Origin of the sequence: Rickettsia finnyi, from assembly GCF_049668125.1 — a bacterium.
Classification (GTDB): Bacteria; Pseudomonadota; Alphaproteobacteria; order Rickettsiales; family Rickettsiaceae; genus Rickettsia; species Rickettsia kotlanii.
This window is the reverse complement of sequence record NZ_CP187160.1, coordinates 1,123,850-1,143,173: the sequence shown is the minus strand read 5'-3', so window position 1 is coordinate 1,143,173 and position 19,324 is coordinate 1,123,850. Positions and strand designations below refer to the sequence as shown.

Below are 19,324 nucleotides of genomic sequence, written 5' to 3'. Positions count from 1 at the left end.
AGGATACAAAAAACTATGAATAAACCATTATTTGATAAAATTTTAATTGCTAATCGTAGCGAGATCGCCGTTAGGATAATACGTACCTTAAAAAAGATGGGGATAAAGTCGGTTGCAGTATATTCTGAAGCAGATACAAACTCAATGTATGTGCAGCATGCAGATGAGGCTTATTATATAGGTGATTCCCCTGCAACGGAAAGTTATTTATCTATTAAAAATATTATTTCAGCGATTCGTGAAAGTGGCGCAAGTGCAGTACATCCAGGTTACGGTTTTTTATCAGAAAATCCAAATTTTGCCAATATTCTTAAAAGGGAAGGTGTCGTTTTAATAGGACCGAGTGCCGGAACTATTAAAAAAATGGGCGATAAAATCGAAGCAAAAAAGATAGCGATAGAAGCCGGAGTTAGCACCGTACCGGGTTATATGGGAACTATAAACGATGTTAAACAAGCTATAGATATTGCTAAAGAGATTGGTTTCCCGGTAATAGTAAAAGCGGCTGCCGGCGGCGGTGGGCGTGGTATGAGAGTAGTGAATAATCCCGCTGAAATGGCCAATGCTTTTGAGTCGGCCAAGCTTGAAGCAGCCAATAGTTTTAGTGACGATAGATTATTTATTGAGAAGTTAATTCAAACTCCCCGTCATATCGAAATTCAGCTAATTGCCGATCAATACGGCAATAGTGTATGTCTCGGAGAGCGGGAATGTTCAATACAGCGTCACCATCAAAAAGTAATTGAAGAAGCACCAAGTTCTTTTATTACTGAAGATATAAGGCAAGAAATGTATCGGCAGGTAATATCCTTATCTCAAAAAGTGGGATATTATTCGGCCGGTACCGTTGAGTTTATAGTAGATAGCAATAAAAATTTCTATTTTTTAGAGATGAATACTAGGTTGCAAGTCGAGCATCCTGTTACTGAGCTAATTACCGGTATAGATATCGTTGAAGAGATGATACAAATCGCAGCCGGCGAGAAATTATCATTTACGCAAGATGATGTAAAATTAAAAGGTTGGGCATTTGAATCACGAATTTGTGCTGAAAACCCAAGCCGAGGTTTCTTACCTTCTAGCGGTAGAATTATAGCTTATTCCGAACCTGCAAAGAGTCCTAATATCCGTATCGATACAGGGATTGGGCTTGGCGGCGAAGTAAGTATGTTTTATGACTCAATGATTGCAAAATTATGTACTTACGGTGAAACAAGAGAGCAGGCAATTGAGCTAATGCATTCTGCTTTGAGTTCTTATATAATTAACGGTATTGCTCATAATATTGGTTTCTTAGAAGCGGTAATACTACATCCACGCTTTGTTAGTGGTGATATTTCTACTGCCTTTATTCAAGAAGAATATCCTGACGGTTTTTCCGGAGCTAGTTTAACTTCAGAAGTAACTACCGTATTTTTAGCAACGGCTATTTTTATTTATATATCGGAGCAAAGACGTGCTTCTTTAATTTCTGGCAATATTAACAATCAGGCTAACAAAATAGGTACAAGATGGGTAGTAACTATCGATGATAAACTATTTCCCGTATTAATTACACCTGTTGAAAACGGCTATAATATTCGTCACGAAAGCGATAGAATATATATTCGTAGTAACTGGAATTTAGGTAATGAACTTTTTACGGCTATAATTAACGGTAAAAAGACAAATGTAAAAATTGAGAATATCAGAACCGGTTATTTATTATCACATGCCGGTATTAGCGTAAAAGCCTTTGTACGTTCTCCTCGTATATCAGAACTTGAAGCGTTGATGGTCTCAAAAGTAGTGGTGGAAGAAAGTTCCGAACTACAAGCTCCTCTAAACGGTCAGATTGCTGCGATCAAGGTGAAAGAAGGGCAGGAAGTGACAGCAGGACAAGAAATTATGATTTTAACTGCTATGAAAATGGAAAACCTGATTCTTGCCGAAAGAGACGGTAAAATAGCTAAAATTTTTGTTAATGAAAAGGAGAATGTTGTAAGAGGGCAGGTATTATTAGAATTTGCTTGATATACTAGGTTCTGTAAATGATAATTCAATTATTTATATTTTCAGATATTTTGTAGCGAAAATTAATAAGATGTTTGCAGTAATAGTTGTTCTTATTTCAAAACAATCTTATAATTTGCAGCAAAGAAGAACAAAAATAGATTAATTTAATTTTCCTTATAATAATTAGAGCTTTTGTGTATTTTACTATACATGTCTATAGCTTCTTTATATTTTTCATTCCTAAAATAATTATTTCCTTCCGTAAGATTTGGATGAGCCATGGTTCCTCCGTATTTTGATTAGATTTTTTTTATAAAAAAGTATATATTACCACGAAATATAATTCTCATGTTTCATGGTAATATATATGTATCTAATAAATGTGCAAGAGGTTTTGTCGTCATTGCGAGGAAAAATTGTAAGTTTTGATGAAGCACTCTAGTTAAAAATACTAATAATATTAGTATTTTTAACTAGACCCTGTGGACAAGCCACAGGGTAAAAATTAGGGAACTGGTCCACGCAACAACGCCTATGTGGGAATGACATAAGAGTAGGCAATGAAGCAATCTTATTGTAGGAATGACATTATTAAAGCTTAGAATCAAATATTTTTATATCACCGCCTAAAGATGTTTCTTCATCAAGTCCCTCAAGGGCAAAAGTGCGAAATATACTTGATGAGTATGTTCTAACCTAGAGCCTGTGTTAGGTTTTGCAGTTTCAACCTTAAAATTAGAAACATAGCCCTCGTCTTCTACACAGTATTTGTATTTATTGGAATTTTCTTCCCGCGAGAATAATCTTCTAACAGTGCTTTAATTTCTGCAAAATTTTGTAAATCTTTAGATAGTTGTTTTTTGAATTTAGAAAATTTTTGTTTTATTTGTTCTGATGATAAATTTTTATATCCGTCATCATGTGATGATATACTTGTTTTTAATATCCTCTCTAATATATATTTGTGGTTAGGATTATTAGCTTTTTCACACAATGTAGAAAGCTTAGTGATTTGAGTTAGTTGATACGATACATCGCTATGTAAGTTATCTTTTTCCCATCCTTTAACGTTATAGTTAGCACCGTGTTTAAGTAAGTATTTTACTATTGTGACCTGTCTATGCTCTGATGCAAGCATTAAAGGTGATACATCTTGATTGCCGTTAATCTTTTTGCTCCTGCTTCTAATAATGTTTTTACCGCATTTAAATTACCGTATATTATTGCTATTTCTAGAGCTACATCTAAATTAGCATTTTTAGATAAAAGATACTTTGTAATTTCTTTTCTATTTTTTAAATTTGCGGTACTTAATGGTGTGTTAAAACGATATTCAGTATTAACATCAAAACCGTATATTTCAAAAATTTTTTAATTATTTCAAGCTTATTTTCGTTTATTGCTTTAAAAAAGATTTGCTTATATTTAATGCTGTCCCGTTTTTAGGATGAAGCGCATCAAAATATTGTTTTAAATACCCTAGAGTTATTACATTTTCTGTTTTAGTAGTTCTTTTAATTTTAGAACCCCCCGGAGCTGTGGAGGAGTTGTGCATGATAATTTACCTTCAATTAATTTATAGCGTGCGTACTAGTACTATAGATTAATTTAAGTAAATTATCAATATCTTAATCGATAGTAAAAAATTACGATTTCTTAACTTTAAGTTGTATTTGATGGTTCCCTAATTCTACTTTACTTACATAATCAGGCATGAAATTTTTAGCAAACTCGCCTAAAGTTTGTTCTTTAATAAAGTCTCCATAATTATCAATTATCTTAGATAAATCAAACTCGCTTATTATCTCAATTAAAATCCTGTCAGTGATAGAGAAATCAGCATCTTTTCGAGCCTGTTGTATAAAGCGTACAATGTCTCTTGCGTATCCTTCTTCTATTAACTCAGGTGTTAGCTCTAAATCAAGTATTAACAAGCTACTATTATTCTCAAAACTTGCTGCTCCTTTGATATGTGAATACGGTTCTAAAACTAGCTTATATTCGTCACTATTTAAGGTTGCACCGCATATAGCTAAACCGCCTGCGATAGCTTCCCACTCACCTTTTTTAGAAGCGGTTATAATCTCTTTCATTTTATGCGGCAAACGTTTACCAAGTATTGGGCAATTAATCGATAGTTTTTTGCTTGCGTAATTCTCTAGATCGTCACGATAAATGACCGCCTTAACATTAATTTCATCTTTAATTAAATCTTCAAAATCTTTGAGGTTGTTATTATGTTTACTGATAATAGCTATGCTAGCAAGTGGCTGCCTTACCCTGATATTTTCAGTGCTTCGGATAAATAGGCTATTACTGCAAATATCAAGCACGTTATCCATAGTAGCAACCAGCTCGTGATTGATTTCAAAGTCTGAGAGAGTAGGGTAGTTGCAGAGATGTACGCTAATCGCGTCATTGCGAGGCACTGAAAGTGCCGTGGCACTCTTATGAGATACTCCTGAAATTGTTTCGTCAAGACTGGTGTCTTTCCTCGCAATGACGTTTGATTTTCCTGAGAGTGCCGTGTTGTTACGCTCCTCACAATGACGTAATCCCTTATATATCGCTTCCGAAATCATAGGTACTAGTGCCGACATCGCAATAGCCATAGTGTCTAAACATGAATATAGAGTATTATAAGCATTTTGCTTATCTGTATCTTTTTCGCTTTTCCAAAATCTAGCTCGGCTTCGTCTTATATACCAGTTATTCAACACTTCAAAAAATTCTGAAACTGCATGATAAGCTGTTTGCGTATCGAAATTATCTAAGCTCGCTTCAATTTTTTGTACGGCTATTTTAAGCTTAGATAATATATAAACATCAAGTACGTTTTTAGAGCTAAAATTAAGCTTGCCTTTAAGCGAATCGGCATTAGCATACATCGTAAAGAAATGGTACGCATTCCATATAGGTTTGATAAATAGACGAAGCGTATCAAATACCATTTTGCCGTCTTTATCAATTAATAGCTCCTGACCTTTAACAACGTTTGAAGATAACATCGTAACTCTTAAAGCGTCAGAGCCGTATTTATCAAATAGCTCCAGCGGATCGGCGTAGTTATTAAGACGCTTTGAAAGTTTTTGACCTGTAGCGTCTAAAATTACACCGTGGCATATACAATTTAAAAACGGTGGGCGATCAAATAAAGCGGTAGATAGCACCATTAAAGTATAAAACCATCCGCGTGTTTGAGCTGAATACTCAACTATAAAATCAGCCGGAAAATGATCCTCAAACCACTCTTTATTTTCAAAAGGGTAATGGGCTTGCCCGTATGGCATTGAACCGCTTTCAAACCAGCAATCAAACACGTCTTCTATTCTACGCATTGTTGATTTACCGGTTGGATCGTTGGGATTTGGTCTTGTTAGTTCATCGATAAACGGACGATGTAAATTAGTAACTTTAACACCAAAATCTTTCTCTAATTCCTCTATAGAGCCGTAAACATCTATGCGTGGATATTTTGGATCATCAGACTTCCATACAGGCAGCGGCGTTCCCCAGAATCTATTACGGCTTATCGACCAATCACGAGCATTTTCAAGCCATTTACCAAATAAATTATCTTTAACATGGAAAGGTATCCAGTTAATTTGCTGATTTAACTCTACCATTCTATCTTTAAACTGCGTAACCTTTACGTACCATGACGGAACAGCCTTATATATAAGAGGCGTATCTGTTCGCCAGCAATGAGGATAATTGTGAATATACTGCTCGGTTTTTAGCCAATTTCCTTGTTCTTTCAGTTTGATTATTATTTTGTCATTTGCATCAAATACTTGTAAGCCCTCTAAATCAGGAATTTCTTTAGTGAATTTACCGCTATTATCAACAGGACAAACAAGCTCAATACCTTTCGATTCACAAAGTATTTGGTCATCTTCACCAAAGCCTGGAGCCATATGTACGACTCCCGTGCCGTCACCCTCAACTACGAAATCGCCTGCAAATATCTTGAAGCTGTTTGGATGATTTTCGAAATAGTCGAATAAAGATTTATAGTTCAATCCTTGAAGTTCTGAGCCTTTAATTATCTCAAAATTTTCTTCACCGCTAAGTCCTAATTCTTTAGCATATTTAGAGACGGAAGAGGCAGCTATTATATAACAAACATCATTTTTAGGGACTAATGCATAATCTATATCACTACCGACTGCTAAGGCTAAATTTGATGGCAATGTCCAAGGTGTCGTCGTCCAAGCGAGTATACGGTATTCTTTAAAAGATCCTGTGGTCATAGCCACGGGATGACATAGTACAAAACTCACCGTTACAGCTTTATCGGCTCGCTCACGATAAGAATTATCAAGTCTTGTTTCAAAATTAGAAAGCGGTGTTTCGCATGCCCATGAATAAGGCATTACCCGCATAGATTCATACAATAACCCCTTATTATATAACTCCTTAAATGCCCAAAGTATGGATTCCATAAAATTCTTATCCATCGTTTTATAAGAATTTTTAAAATCCACCCATCTTGCTTGACGAGTTACATATTCTTCCCAATCATTAGCATATTTCATTACCGAAGCTCTGCAATGTGCATTAAACTTTTCTATACCAAAATTAGTTATTGCAAGACGCCCTGAAATTCCAAGTTCTTTCTCTGATTGCATTTCAGCAGGAAGACCGTGACAGTCCCAGCCAAAGCGACGCTCGACTTTCTTACCTTTTACAGTTTGGTATCTAGCATATACGTCTTTAATAAAGCCGGTAAGCAAATGACCGTAATGCGGCAAACCGTTTGCAAAAGGCGGGCCGTCATAAAAAATAAATTCTGACTCTCCGTTCCTATCATCAATAGATTTTTGGAATATATTATTGTCTTGCCAAAATTTTAGTATCTCTCGCTCTAAGCCTGCAAAATCAGCATTCGAGCTAACTTCAGGATAATATTTAGTATTTGTCATTATTTTAGAAATTATTTTTAAAAATATCTTAATTATATGCAAGAGAGGTCATAATACAAGAATTTTTAAGGTATTTAAGAAAGTAATAAGGTGTATTACAGATTAAAAGATGATATAGAAATTTTGTCTAACTCAATTCATTTCACTATTAGTTACTACCTATCGTTTCAGCTTCATAAACCGATAATATTTGTGCTTCGTATCCTAAATATTTCTGCTCTTCGTTTAAATATTTAAACGTTACTTCAACTCTAGTATATTTTGTTAAATCGCTAAGGCACTGTGCTTTAGCATCACTTGCTACTTTATTACTTAAATTTAGTAGGAGCTTTTGTTTTTGCTCTAAATTAATAGTTTTCATAAGAGCTAGAAAATCACAAATTTTAAATATTAAATTCTTTATTGTTATCTTTATTATATTTCACTTCGTTAAATTTTTTCACTTGAATCTCTTTATACTCAGGTACATTCTTATATTTAGTAACAGTACGGCTCTTTATCATCTCTTTCTCTATCTGTGCTTTTTTATAAATTGGTTCATAACCCTTAATTTGCCTTATATACATACGTTATAATTTAATAGTTGGATATATAAATTGGTTTTGCTAAAGAAATATCATCATAAGTTTTTAATTTTTTCCTAGGTGAATCAGTATATATTAGCTTCGGTTCGATTTGTTTAGTTCCTTCTATAAGCTCTTTTTCTAAATATTGTTGTTCTTCGGTATAGGAGATTTCTTTTAAACCTACATATGTCTTTTCTGTTTTATAAGAATAATATTTGTCATCATTTATCTTCTCTTGACGATCTAAATTATTTTTGTACGCTTTAGCAAGTTTAGAGAAAAGTATCTTCAGTGTTTTTGAATTTTCACCGAAATAACTTATAGGGATAACTTGATTATTAACTCATGTTCTTTATTAGAACATTCTTTTTTAAATTGAGTTTTCATATTATGTGAATTAGCGAATCAAAACAATATTGCAACTTAATTGTAAGCTAGCCCAAGTTTTGTCTGCTGTATATATCGGATAATTTTTCCCCTGTCCTTTGTCTTCCGCAAGTAAAGCCATCAAGGAAGAAGAATCAAGAATTATTGTTATGAGAAGACATTATTGGGTTACAAGTTAAAATTTAGAATTTTCTTTATGCGCTTCTTGATATTTCTGCTTTAAAAATTCATCAACAAATGATTCTGATTTAGAACCATGTTGTTTAAACAATGCTTGAGCTTTTTTTACAGCCTTATGACAAGTGATTAAATGTAATTCATTATTAACTTTATTTATAAGTTTCATAGCATTTTTATATTTGATATGGAGTTAATATTACCCATTAAGCATATCTACATAAACATTCTAACTATGGGAATATTTGAAGGGGCGAGTAATTTTTTCATTTGTGAGAAAGTTTTTACTATATTTTCTACAGCAGTCTCAATAAATTTATCGGTTTCAATATAATTTTCTGATTCGTCTTGGATATAGAAAAGAATAGATGAAACATAAACCGCGAGCAATAAGCTTCTTTTGGTATAATAGTTAAAATCAAGAGATTTATCACCGGCATAACGCCAAATCGCATCACAACTACGGAATGCAACTTCAGTTCCTTGTATTGGGTTTAATACAAAATAAGCGGCATTCTTACTATGAATAATAGGAAGTACGGTTTTGACCCTAATCTTTACGGCTAAAGATATTTTCTCTCTTATTTTTAATGGTTCTGCTATGATCTTTAAGCTTTCTAGCATCATTTTATCTAAATACTCTTCCAAGAATCCTACTATTTCAGATAAACCTTCTGGAAAAACTATTAAGCTATAGCCTTTTGCAAAACCACATTTTTCTTCTGCTTCTTCGAGTAGTTTATTATTCCATTCATTAAACGGTAATAATTCTAATAAAGATTGTACGAAGCTTATTTTTTTGATAAGGTGTTCTTCTTGAATGCTCATATTTTTAACCTTGACATATAACTGAATTATAGGGTATAGTTCAATAAACCACAATATCTAATATCTTTTAAGGAGAGTAATTTTAGTGATACTAGTAAATGTTCACGCCGGTAATTGTGATAATACGCTTAAGAATTTTAAGAAAAAGCTACAAAGAGAGCTTTATTTTCGTAAGATGAAAGAACAGCGTTATTATGAAACACCTTCAGCGAAGCGTGTGCGTAAAGCACAAGAAGCAGCGAGAAGACAGAGAAAATTTGCTCGTAAAAAAATGTTTGATGAATAAAATTTCAAACAATTTTCATACTAAATATAAAGCTAGAAATATTAATATTTCTAGCTTTTTTTATGTTATAAAGAACTGTTATAGTCATATAAACATTCTCTATGCTTAGTTATCTTAAACAAAATTTACGTTCTTATTTTTCTAGTAGAGTACTAATTTTTACTTTAGCAACAGCAGCTATTATTTTTGCTTGTGCTACTTTTTATGTGATATCTTTAGAATCAAAGAATTTTAGTACGATTATTGGATTTTTATTAGTTGATTTAGCAATTTTTTTAATTTTAGGTGTTTTACTAACTCAAAAATTTTTTACTAAAAATAATAATAACGATAGTTCTAAATTACAAAATCGTATTGTAATTGCCTTTAGTTTAGTTGCAGCTATTCCAACTATAATTGTTTCGGTTTTTTCTGTTTATTTTTTTAATCTTAGTGTTCAAGCTTGGTTTGATAAGAAGATTTCTACGGTTCTGGATCAATCCGTGATAGTTGCAGAATCTTATATTGCCGAACATAAATTACAGCTAAAAGAAACGGCTTTAGCCGTTGCTGAAGATTTAAGCGATATGTATTACGATTTAATTCACAATCCCGCTTTATTTACTAAAACACTTAATACTGAAGCAGAGATGCGTTCGCTTGATGAGGCTATAGTTTTAAACAAATCTACTAATACTATAGTAGCTAATAGTTATTTAAGTTTTTCATTATCATTTGCAACTATCCCTGCACATTTAATTAAAAAAGCGGATTTAGGTGAACCGGTGGAAGTAAAATCCGATCCAACCAAAATAAGGATGCTGATTAAATTAAAAGAGTATAATGATGTGTATTTATTAGTCGGTAGATTAGTAGATAATAAAATTATCGACCATGTAGATGCAACTAACGGAGCAGCTGCCGAGTATAATAGCCTTAAAAATGAAATAGATAATATACAGATTAAGTTCTCTATAATGTTTATCTTTATTGCCTTATTACTTCTTTTTGTCGCTATAAGTTTCGGGGTTATATTTACTGCTAAAATAGTAAAACCTATTAAAAAATTAGTTACTGCAACCGATAAAGTTAAAGACGGCGATTTAACGGTACAAGTGCCTGAAAATGAAGTAGATAAAGACGAAATAGGCACGCTTTATGTGGCATTTAATAGAATGATTAAGCAGCTTTCTCGCCAGCAGCGTGATTTAGTTATAGCACAGAGGGCTATGGCTTGGTCGGATGTTGCAAAAAAAGTAGCCCATGAAATCAAGAATCCGTTAACTCCTATTTTACTTGCTTCTGAAAGATTGCTGAAGAAATTTAGCCCTGAAATTAAGGCAAGGGTAGAATTTGAAAATTATTTAAAAATGATTATTCGCCATACTAACGATATTAAAAATATAGTATCCGAATTTGTTCTTTTTGCACGTCTTCCTGCTCCTAAATTTACGAAGAGTGAATTAGTTTATTTAGTTAAACATATTGTTGAAGCACGTAAATTACTTAATGATAATATTTTGTATAAATTTGAGTCTAACGTAGAACAATTTGATTTTATGTGTGATGCTACCCAAATAAATCAAGTTATGATCAATTTGTTAAAAAATGCAGAAGAGTCAATAGAAGGACGAGAATCCGGGAAAATAGAAGTTACTATAGATGCTAAAGATGATTTTATTAGCGTTATTGTAACGGATAACGGTAAAGGATTCCCGCCTGAGCTAATAGGCAAAGCTACCGAAAGCTATGTTACGACCAGCAGTAAAGGTATGGGAGTAGGGCTTGCTATAGTTAAAAGAATAGTCGAAGAACATTGTGGCATTCTAGATATAGCAAACAGAGAAGCAGAGGGAGCAATAATCGATATAAAATTTGATTTAAAAGAATTGGATTTAAAGGCTAAGCGTTTGGAAATGTAGTATTTTACTAGAGGATGAAGTTCTTAAAGAAAATTTAGAATCAATTATTTATCACCTAATATGAATGTAGACATCACAGAGTTTTTAGCAAAAGAGCTTATGGCAGAACAATCCCCCAAATGGTTTCATTTACCTATCAAACCGGTTGAATTTATTGGTCATGATAATAGCACCTTTCATTTAGGTGATGCAATGTTAATTAGATGATCAAGTGCAGTAAAATATGTAGGTGCGGTTTCAAAAGAACACAAATGGTGACCAATATTAGCACCTAACTTGTCATTTTATATCCCTAAGCCTTGAGCTTTAGGTAAACCTTCAAAAAATTATCCTTGGAATTGGTCAATATATAAATGGATTGAAGGAAAAAGTGCAAATAGCTTTGATACTAGTAGCTTAAATTTATCTCTCATTGCTTCTGATCTAGCAAAATTTCTAAATGAATTACATACGATTAATATAATTGAAGGGCCTGTTCCAGGTACTCATAACTTTTGGCGTGGAGGTGATCTTGCAGTTTATGACCTTGCGACAAAAATAGCAATTAAAAATTTAAAAGATTTGGTTGATGCAGATAAAGTTCTATCTGTTTGGGAAAAAGCATTAAATTCTCAGTGGAATAAAAAACTGTATGGATTCATGGTGATTTTGCAAGCGGTAATATTATTATAAAAAATGGTAAGCTTAATGCAGTAATCGATTTTGGAGGTATGGGTATTGGTGATCCTGCTTGTGATTTGGTAATAATTTGGACTTTCCTGCAAAATGAAGCAAGAGAAATTTTTAAAGAACAGCTAGCATTAGATGATGATACTTGGGCAAGAGCACGAGATTGGGCTTTATGGAAAGCTTTAGTTGCTCCACTAGATGGTCTTGATGCTGTTAAGAATTTACAAATTATTCATGATATTTTATATGAGCATGAAAAATTATGATTGAGATAGCTATTTATAAATACTATATCAATGAGTAATAGACATCTGCGAAGTATATAATGAGCATGACCGGCGACTAGATTTTAACTAAAGTTTTGTAATGATTATAAACCGTTAAAGAAGGATCTAAATTAGATATATAGAACAAAAATAAAATAATTTCAAAATTGTAGTTGACATAGCTGATGATATTGCATATAACTACACATATCCAAAGCGATAAATGAACAAAAGTCGCAGCTGTTTTTAAAAGTAAATAATTAGATATAGATAGTGACAGTAAACATGTACATATCACAAAAGTGATAATTAACCTGTCAATTTTTAAAGTAAAACTGACAGAATCAAACTTGAGAGTTTGATCCTGGCTCAGAACGAACGCTATCGGTATGCTTAACACATGCAAGTCGAACGGACTAATTAGGGCTCGCTCCAATTAGTTAGTGGCAGACGGGTGAGTAACACGTGGGAATCTACCCATCAGTACGGAATAACTTTTAGAAATAAAAGCTAATACCGTATATTCTCTACGGAGGAAAGATTTATCGCTGATGGATGAGCCCGCGTCAGATTAGGTAGTTGGTGAGGTAATGGCTCACCAAGCCGACGATCTGTAGCTGGTCTGAGAGGATGATCAGCCACACTGGGACTGAGACACGGCCCAGACTCCTACGGGAGGCAGCAGTGGGGAATATTGGACAATGGGCGCAAGCCTGATCCAGCAATACCGAGTGAGTGATGAAGGCCTTAGGGTTGTAAAGCTCTTTTAGCAAGGAAGATAATGACGTTACTTGCAGAAAAAGCCCCGGCTAACTCCGTGCCAGCAGCCGCGGTAAGACGGAGGGGGCTAGCGTTGTTCGGAATTACTGGGCGTAAAGAGTGCGTAGGCGGTTTAGTAAGTTGGAAGTGAAAGCCCGGGGCTTAACCTCGGAATTGCTTTCAAAACTACTAATCTAGAGTGTAGTAGGGGATGATGGAATTCCTAGTGTAGAGGTGAAATTCTTAGATATTAGGAGGAACACCGGTGGCGAAGGCGGTCATCTGGGCTACAACTGACGCTGATGCACGAAAGCGTGGGGAGCAAACAGGATTAGATACCCTGGTAGTCCACGCCGTAAACGATGAGTGCTAGATATCGGAAGATTCTCTTTCGGTTTCGCAGCTAACGCATTAAGCACTCCGCCTGGGGAGTACGGTCGCAAGATTAAAACTCAAAGGAATTGACGGGGGCTCGCACAAGCGGTGGAGCATGCGGTTTAATTCGATGTTACGCGAAAAACCTTACCAACCCTTGACATGGTGGTCGCGAATTGCAGAGATGCTTTTCTTCAGCTCGGCTGGACCACACACAGGTGTTGCATGGCTGTCGTCAGCTCGTGTCGTGAGATGTTGGGTTAAGTCCCGCAACGAGCGCAACCCTCATTCTTATTTGCCAGTGGGTCATGCCGGGAACTATAAGAAAACTGCCGGTGATAAGCCGGAGGAAGGTGGGGACGACGTCAAGTCATCATGGCCCTTACGGGTTGGGCTACACGCGTGCTACAATGGTGTTTACAGAGGGAAGCAAGACGGCGACGTGGAGCAAATCCCTAAAAGACATCTCAGTTCGGATTGTTCTCTGCAACTCGAGAGCATGAAGTTGGAATCGCTAGTAATCGCGGATCAGCATGCCGCGGTGAATACGTTCTCGGGCCTTGTACACACTGCCCGTCACGCCATGGGAGTTGGTTTTACCTGAAGGTGGTGAGCTAACGCAAGAGGCAGCCAACCACGGTAAAATTAGCGACTGGGGTGAAGTCGTAACAAGGTAGCCGTAGGGGAACCTGCGGCTGGATTACCTCCTTAAAGACTAAGTTTAGTATATTACTTATACAAATATAAGTAATTACTCAGTCCAAATATTTACTGTCACTATCTTTAACTAATTGTTTGCTTTTAAGACTATAATTTCTTTTCTTTTTTCAATTTCCTATATCTCTTCTCAAAAACAATACTTATTTTGTCTAAAGAAAGAATTAAAGTAATGAGTAACAAAACTTATTTGCTTATATACTCATTAGACTTATTGCACATACTCCTTTTAAAGGTAGTTTGTCCACAGAATCTAGTAATGCTTGACATATTTTATATTAACAATATCTTTTTATTAAAATTTTGGAGATATTTAGATTAACTTATGAAAATTGCTAAATTACAGGCAAAGAGACTTTTTTTAGCATTAAATGAATGGAATAATGCCGGTTTACTTGATGATAATACGACTATATTACTTAAATACGATATAGAAATATTAAATTTTGGTTGCAGAAATTAGCTAGATATTCTTTTTGGGTTTCTTTAATATGTATAGTGAATGCTATTTTGTCTGATCGTTATCTACGCGAATTATTAGAATATATTTTTAATGTCCCGTATCTGCTGAAATTTATAATTTATTTTGTTGGTTTTAAAAGACAGCTTCGGAAACTCTACTTCTAGAGGTAATTTGTACGTCGATCCGGTACTCGAATCCTCAAGTACTCTTTTGTATGCTGTGGTTCTGCGTTCCGTGTCTCCTTCAAATTCCTATCTATAAGCGAGTTTCTGAATAGATCTAATAAAATCTAAATATTTCTTAGAATTACTTTACTTAATTCATAATTCAAGTGTGAGAAGTTTATCTCTTCAAATCCTTTTCTCGGAATAATAATCATTGCAAATTTTATAGCCTTAAAGCGAGGATCACTAACAATAATTCTAATTAGATGTCGTATACGCCTTTTAATTTTGTTGCGAACTACGGCTTTTTTATTTAGCTTTCTGCTCACTTTGATTCCTAAAAAGGTGTTATATTTTGATTCAAGGAAGATTTCTGGAAGTTTTGTGGCGATTACCAAAATAAAATATCTTTCATGAAACTTCTTTCCAAGCTTATTTATAAGCTCAAATTCTTTTTGATTTTTTAAAGAGGTAATAGACAATTTGATAAGTCAGATTATTTTAAGCAGATAATTTATGTCTACCTTTAGCACGACGTTTTCTTAAGATTGCTCTTCCGGTTGGAGTAGCCATTCTAGATCTAAAACCATGTCTTCTTTTTCTAACTAAATTACTAGGTTGAAATGTACGTTTCATAATATTTATACCGAACGAAAATAAAAATTAATTATTATAAATATGTCATCCCGTGGCTTGACCACGGGATGAAATTAAATACTTAAATATGTGCTTTTGCTTTTTCTACGATACTTACAAATCCGTCACTGTTATTGACGGCAAGTTCTGCAAGTACTTTACGATCTATATCGATTTCTGCTTTTTTAAGAGCTCCCATAAATTGAGAGTAAACAAGCCCATGTTCTCTTACTGCTGCATTTATTCTTTGAATCCATAAACCTCTAAAATCACGTTTACGGTTTCTACGATCTCTATAAGCATATTGGAGGGCTTTTTCTACTTTTTCAATAGCTACTCTAAAACAGCTATTTGCTCTACCTCTATAGCCTTTAGCTAATTTAAGGATTTTTTTATGTCGGTTTTTGGAAATTTTCCCTGATTTTGCACGTGTCATTGCTTTAGCTCCTAGTTAATTAATTATATACCGTACGGTAAAAAATATTTTTTAATATTATATCCGTCTTGAGGACAAAGTATTGTAGTGCCTCTAAGGTTACGAATTTGAGCTTTAGTACGACGACGCATAAAATGTTTTTTACCTGCTTGAGATGCAATAACCTTGCCGCTAGCAGTAAGTTTAAAACGTTTTTTTACGGCAGATTTTGTTTTTAATTTAGGCATATTGTTCCTTATAATTGGTATTTCTAGGTTTAAACGGTAAAACATTAGGCATACCAAAGCCACATTACCGATGAAACCTAGAATAGTGTTTTTTATTAGTTATTGCAAGATTTTTTTATAAAAATGTACTATAATGTTTTTAATCAATCGATAATAATTTAAAAATGTTTGGACAAAATCCTAAAAGAAGCATATTAAACGGTGATGGTACTCAGTTAGAGGTACAGTCTATTTTTAAGACTATACAAGGGGAAGGCATTTTTGTAGGTTATCCTGCGATCTTTATTAGGCTTGGAGGATGTAATCTTGCTTGTAATTTTTGTGATACGGAGTTTGAAGATTTTGATTTAGTAGATATAAATAAAATTTTGAATAAAGTAGAAAGCCTGGCATTAAATTCTAACAATGAAAAATCGATTAGTTTAGTAGTAATAACCGGCGGTGAGCCGATGCGTCAACCTATAGAGTTATTATGTCAGCAGTTATTAGACCGAGGTGTTAAAGTTCAAATAGAGACTAACGGTACGTTATATCGTTCTTTGCCGAAAGAAGTGTCTATAATTTGTTCGCCGAAGGTAGGTAAAACCGGTTATAGTAAAATAAGAGAAGATTTATTGCCTAAAATTAGTGCGGTGAAATTTATCGTTGCTAAAAATATTTTAGAATATAGTCTCATACCGGAAGTAGGGCAAACTTCTTATAATATACCGGTTTTTATTCAACCTATGGATCAAAACAACCAAAGACTTAATAGCGAAAATAATGAGTTAGCAGTAAAATTAGCATTAGAAAGCGGTGCTAGATTATCTCTGCAAACTCATAAATTTTTAAATATCCCATAGATTTAGGTCGCCATATGACCCCTTTTCATCACCTAATAATATTACTATTCCAATGTTACCATTGTCAGAATTAGTAAGGGTAAAGCTCTTTAAAAATTTTAATTATATTTGCACCGGCTCCATCACTTTCAGAACGATATAATTTCCCTAATTGTCTTTGTTATTCTACAGAAGGACAAGGTAAGATAATTTTGTCAGCATCTATGTTATTTTTTGATGTTGATGTTATCATAGATTCAATTGAACTTTCGGTACAGAATTGTTGGAGTTGTACTACATTTAATTACCTGCTTTTCATTGTCTAAATTAGAAACCTCCGCATTTTCTGCTTGTTCTCTAACATTTGCTTGGTAGCACATATGTAATATACTAACTAAATCTAAATGAATTTTGCATTCCGGTTCTTTAATTTTTAACAAGAGTATTGATGCATAAGAATCGTCATCTTCACTATCTTCACTTTCGCTGTCACTCCCAATATAGTCAGCGTCAGAAGAGTACATAATAGATTCAAGGAGAAAATCCTTATTATATCCTTTCCTTGGCAGCAATTTCTTCTCCACAGTTTGAGGGATTTGTAATACGCTTAGGTTGTATCTGTTTCATAATTTCCTTACAAAATAATTTTGGTTAGAACTAAATTTTTTTATCCAATAAATTAAAGAATTTTAACTAAGGAATATATTACGCCTATATTCTAGTCAAAAATTAATTTACTTGAATTTTTAATTGTACTTAAGTATGATAATGAAGATTTATATTAAGTTAATATGGAGTAATAATGAGTGAAATATTAGAACTTGAAGCGGAGCCACGTACGAAATTCGGTACGGGAGCGGCAAGAGCATTAAGAAGAGCAGGGCGTGTTCCGGCTATTATTTATGGAGCGGGTAAAACGCCTGTTAGTATTTCTTTGGAAGAAAAGGAAATGACTAAATATTATAGAAAGCCGGCTTTTATCTCTCAGTTAATTAATTTAACAATTGATAAGAAAAAATATAAAGTATTGCCGAAGGCTGTAGAATTACATCCTGTTACGGATATAGTACGCCATGTTGATTTTGTCTTTTTAGAAGAGAAAACCCAAAAAATGGAAGTACCTGTAGTATATGAAGGGAAAGAAAGAGCTTTAGGCGTTAAAAGAGGTGGATACTTTAATATAGTAAAAAGAAGAGTTACTTTGTTATGTGATGTTAATAATATCCCAAGAAACGTAACTATAGATGTTACTAATATGCCTATGGCTACTTCGCTAAAATCGTCAAAAATAGAATTACCGAAAGGATGTAGTTTTGTTACAAAAAAAGAATTTGTTCTTGCAACTATTATAGGACGTAGAGGAGCAAAAACTGAAGCTGAAGGGGAACAACAAGCCGCTGAAGCAGGGAAGTAAGATAATTCTCACGATAAGATACTTAAATCGTTATTGCGAGGATTCGTAGGCGTTGTTGTTTGGCTCGTTTTATGCCATTCCTAGCTAGAAGCGGGAATCCGGTAATCTTTAATTGTCATACTGCGAGCTTGTAGCGGTATCCAGTCTTTGTGAATTTTTTTTCTGGACACCATGTCAAACTACGGTATGATATCGAGTAGGTTTTTCAATCCACGTAATAATGCTGAGCTAAGAATGACATTATTCTATACTTTTTGCAAATCAATATTTCTTCAAAAATTTTCCATTACTATTTATTAGGTAAATTATTATGATTCTTGTGATTGGTCTTGGTAATCCAGGAAAAGAGTATCAATATACGAGGCATAATGTCGGCTTTATTGCTATAGAGAAAATAGCAAACCAATATAATTCATCATTTAGTACAAAGAAAAAATTCAATTGTGAAATTGCTGAAACTATTAGTGATGGACAAAGGATAATTTTTATAAAGCCTGCCACCTATATGAACTTGTCCGGTAAGTCAGTGATATCGGTGAAAACATATTATAATATCCACCCAGCAAAAATCTTTGTTATTCATGATGATATTGATTTAGAAACAGGTAGAATAAATTTTAAAACCGGTGGCGGTAATGGCGGGCATAATGGTTTAAAGTCGATTGATGGGGTTATAGGTAATAATTATAACCGGATTAGGATTGGAGTCGGTAGACCGCAAAATAATCAGGATGTAGCAGATTACGTACTTAATAATTTCTCTAAACCGGAGTATGAAACAGTAATGCAAGCTATAGATAGCATCACTAGTAACTTTGGTTTAATATTAGAGCATAAGTTAGAAGAATTTAAGAATAAGATAGCTTGATATATTCAATGTTATTCCTACGATTTGATTGGTGTTGCTGTGTGGATACCAACTCGTCATTGCGAGGAAAAACTGTAAGTTTTGACGAAGCAATCTCAGGAATTCTATACTACTTCACGAGATTGCCACGTCGATGCTACGCATCTCCTTACAATGATGGGAAAACGATATTAAAACTAAACAGCAAAGATTTATGACACAAAATTTTGAAATTATTTATGCTGATGAAATGGATAGAACTCATAGAACTATAATAATTGAGGCTTTGAACAAAGATGCTAGAGTACAAAAGTGGTTAGTAGGAGATATTGAATCTTTTTCATTTTCCTGTTTAGATCAGGAGAAAAATTTTGTTGTAGGCATTAGCGGTATAAGTTCTTGGGGGGGATTTTACATTGATTCACTCTTTGTTAATGAAAATATAAGAAACTAAAATTATGGTAC

The 19,324-nt window shown here is 33.9% G+C and carries 20 protein-coding genes, 1 rRNA gene and 4 pseudogenes; 11 read left to right on the top strand and 14 right to left on the bottom strand.

From position 1 onward, the window contains the following. The first annotated feature begins 15 nt into the window (after window positions 1-15). Complete coding sequence (locus ACPKKV_RS06330; RefSeq protein WP_392506746.1) at window positions 16-2,013, top strand: acetyl-CoA carboxylase biotin carboxylase subunit; 1,998 nt, start codon at window positions 16-18, stop codon at window positions 2,011-2,013. A gap of 925 nt (window positions 2,014-2,938) precedes the next feature. Here the strand turns inward: ACPKKV_RS06330 and ACPKKV_RS06325 are convergent. The 8 genes and pseudogenes from ACPKKV_RS06325 to ACPKKV_RS06290 all read right to left on the bottom strand — a co-directional run. Then, window positions 2,939-3,133, bottom strand: a pseudogene (locus tag ACPKKV_RS06325) (ankyrin repeat domain-containing protein); the annotation flags it as partial. Continuing rightward, window positions 3,133-3,288 (bottom strand): annotated as a pseudogene (locus ACPKKV_RS06320) (hypothetical protein); the annotation flags it as partial. The pseudogenes ACPKKV_RS06320 and ACPKKV_RS06325, both read right to left, overlap by 1 nt. A gap of 103 nt (window positions 3,289-3,391) precedes the next feature. Next, a complete protein-coding gene (locus ACPKKV_RS06315; RefSeq protein WP_392506744.1) occupies window positions 3,392-3,550 on the bottom strand; it encodes a hypothetical protein in 159 nt (52 codons plus the stop codon). Window positions 3,551-3,641: 91 nt separating this feature from the next. Beyond that, window positions 3,642-6,920: an isoleucine--tRNA ligase gene (gene ileS / locus ACPKKV_RS06310; protein WP_392506742.1), complete on the bottom strand. Its 3,279-nt coding sequence runs from the start codon at window positions 6,918-6,920 to the stop codon at window positions 3,642-3,644. A 148-nt stretch (window positions 6,921-7,068) separates the two neighbouring features. After that, entirely contained in the window at window positions 7,069-7,281 is a 213-nt protein-coding gene (locus ACPKKV_RS06305; protein ID WP_392506741.1) for a hypothetical protein, read from the bottom strand. A 22-nt stretch (window positions 7,282-7,303) separates the two neighbouring features. Continuing rightward, window positions 7,304-7,486: a hypothetical protein gene (locus ACPKKV_RS06300; RefSeq protein WP_392506740.1), complete on the bottom strand. Its 183-nt coding sequence runs from the start codon at window positions 7,484-7,486 to the stop codon at window positions 7,304-7,306. 562 nt (window positions 7,487-8,048) lie between these two features. Continuing rightward, window positions 8,049-8,219: a hypothetical protein gene (locus ACPKKV_RS06295; protein ID WP_392506739.1), complete on the bottom strand. Its 171-nt coding sequence runs from the start codon at window positions 8,217-8,219 to the stop codon at window positions 8,049-8,051. A 47-nt stretch (window positions 8,220-8,266) separates the two neighbouring features. Continuing rightward, the gene (locus tag ACPKKV_RS06290; RefSeq protein ID WP_392506737.1) at window positions 8,267-8,878 is read right to left on the bottom strand and encodes a COQ9 family protein; all 612 of its coding nucleotides are present in this window, start codon (window positions 8,876-8,878) and stop codon (window positions 8,267-8,269) included. Window positions 8,879-8,963: 85 nt separating this feature from the next. On the opposite strand from ACPKKV_RS06290, the gene rpsU reads away from it, so the two are divergent. From rpsU to ACPKKV_RS06260, 6 genes are all read left to right on the top strand, one after another. Next, a complete protein-coding gene (gene rpsU / locus ACPKKV_RS06285; protein WP_012148483.1) occupies window positions 8,964-9,164 on the top strand; it encodes a 30S ribosomal protein S21 in 201 nt (66 codons plus the stop codon). Window positions 9,165-9,265: 101 nt separating this feature from the next. Further along, window positions 9,266-11,065: a sensor histidine kinase NtrY-like gene (locus ACPKKV_RS06280; protein ID WP_392506736.1), complete on the top strand. Its 1,800-nt coding sequence runs from the start codon at window positions 9,266-9,268 to the stop codon at window positions 11,063-11,065. 60 nt (window positions 11,066-11,125) lie between these two features. Further along, a complete protein-coding gene (locus ACPKKV_RS06275) occupies window positions 11,126-11,272 on the top strand; it encodes a hypothetical protein (RefSeq protein WP_392506734.1) in 147 nt (48 codons plus the stop codon). Between the two features lie 428 nt (window positions 11,273-11,700). Continuing rightward, on the top strand, window positions 11,701-12,000 hold the full coding sequence (locus ACPKKV_RS06270; RefSeq protein ID WP_392506878.1) for a phosphotransferase: 300 nt from the start codon (window positions 11,701-11,703) through the stop codon (window positions 11,998-12,000). A gap of 346 nt (window positions 12,001-12,346) precedes the next feature. Then, window positions 12,347-13,845: ribosomal RNA gene (locus ACPKKV_RS06265) — 16S ribosomal RNA — on the top strand. A gap of 331 nt (window positions 13,846-14,176) precedes the next feature. Next, window positions 14,177-14,314 carry a hypothetical protein gene (locus tag ACPKKV_RS06260; RefSeq protein WP_392506733.1) on the top strand — a complete coding sequence of 46 codons (138 nt, stop codon included), beginning with the start codon at window positions 14,177-14,179 and terminating at the stop codon, window positions 14,312-14,314. Between the two features lie 74 nt (window positions 14,315-14,388). Here the strand turns inward: ACPKKV_RS06260 and ACPKKV_RS06255 are convergent. The 5 genes and pseudogenes from ACPKKV_RS06255 to rpmI all read right to left on the bottom strand — a co-directional run bounded on the left by ACPKKV_RS06255 (window position 14,389) and on the right by rpmI (window position 15,777). Beyond that, window positions 14,389-14,598 (bottom strand): annotated as a pseudogene (locus ACPKKV_RS06255) (palindromic element RPE1 domain-containing protein). 5 nt (window positions 14,599-14,603) lie between these two features. Continuing rightward, window positions 14,604-14,960, bottom strand: a complete 357-nt coding sequence (rnpA, locus tag ACPKKV_RS06250) for a ribonuclease P protein component (protein WP_392506732.1) — start codon at window positions 14,958-14,960, stop codon at window positions 14,604-14,606. Between the two features lie 19 nt (window positions 14,961-14,979). Then, window positions 14,980-15,114, bottom strand: a complete 135-nt coding sequence (gene rpmH, locus ACPKKV_RS06245) for a 50S ribosomal protein L34 (RefSeq protein WP_011270688.1) — start codon at window positions 15,112-15,114, stop codon at window positions 14,980-14,982. Between the two features lie 82 nt (window positions 15,115-15,196). Next, on the bottom strand, window positions 15,197-15,550 hold the full coding sequence (gene rplT / locus ACPKKV_RS06240; RefSeq protein WP_014392580.1) for a 50S ribosomal protein L20: 354 nt from the start codon (window positions 15,548-15,550) through the stop codon (window positions 15,197-15,199). Between the two features lie 23 nt (window positions 15,551-15,573). After that, entirely contained in the window at window positions 15,574-15,777 is a 204-nt protein-coding gene (rpmI, locus tag ACPKKV_RS06235; RefSeq protein WP_392506731.1) for a 50S ribosomal protein L35, read from the bottom strand. A 164-nt stretch (window positions 15,778-15,941) separates the two neighbouring features. Here rpmI and ACPKKV_RS06230 point away from each other — a divergent pair, with 164 nt between their 5' ends. Next, window positions 15,942-16,619 carry a 7-carboxy-7-deazaguanine synthase QueE gene (locus ACPKKV_RS06230; RefSeq protein WP_392506730.1) on the top strand — a complete coding sequence of 226 codons (678 nt, stop codon included), beginning with the start codon at window positions 15,942-15,944 and terminating at the stop codon, window positions 16,617-16,619. A 236-nt stretch (window positions 16,620-16,855) separates the two neighbouring features. On the opposite strand, the gene ACPKKV_RS06225 is transcribed toward ACPKKV_RS06230, so the two are convergent. Further along, the gene (locus tag ACPKKV_RS06225; RefSeq protein WP_392506728.1) at window positions 16,856-17,122 is read right to left on the bottom strand and encodes a hypothetical protein; all 267 of its coding nucleotides are present in this window, start codon (window positions 17,120-17,122) and stop codon (window positions 16,856-16,858) included. Between the two features lie 278 nt (window positions 17,123-17,400). Here ACPKKV_RS06225 and ACPKKV_RS06220 point away from each other — a divergent pair, with 278 nt between their 5' ends. The 3 genes and pseudogenes from ACPKKV_RS06220 to ACPKKV_RS06210 all read left to right on the top strand — a co-directional run bounded on the left by ACPKKV_RS06220 (window position 17,401) and on the right by ACPKKV_RS06210 (window position 19,305). After that, the gene (locus ACPKKV_RS06220) at window positions 17,401-18,012 is read left to right on the top strand and encodes a 50S ribosomal protein L25/general stress protein Ctc (protein ID WP_392506727.1); all 612 of its coding nucleotides are present in this window, start codon (window positions 17,401-17,403) and stop codon (window positions 18,010-18,012) included. Between the two features lie 310 nt (window positions 18,013-18,322). Continuing rightward, window positions 18,323-18,880, top strand: a complete 558-nt coding sequence (gene pth, locus ACPKKV_RS06215) for an aminoacyl-tRNA hydrolase (RefSeq protein ID WP_392506725.1) — start codon at window positions 18,323-18,325, stop codon at window positions 18,878-18,880. 193 nt (window positions 18,881-19,073) lie between these two features. After that, a pseudogene (locus ACPKKV_RS06210) lies at window positions 19,074-19,305 on the top strand (acetyltransferase). The last annotated feature ends 19 nt before the right edge of the window (window positions 19,306-19,324 follow it).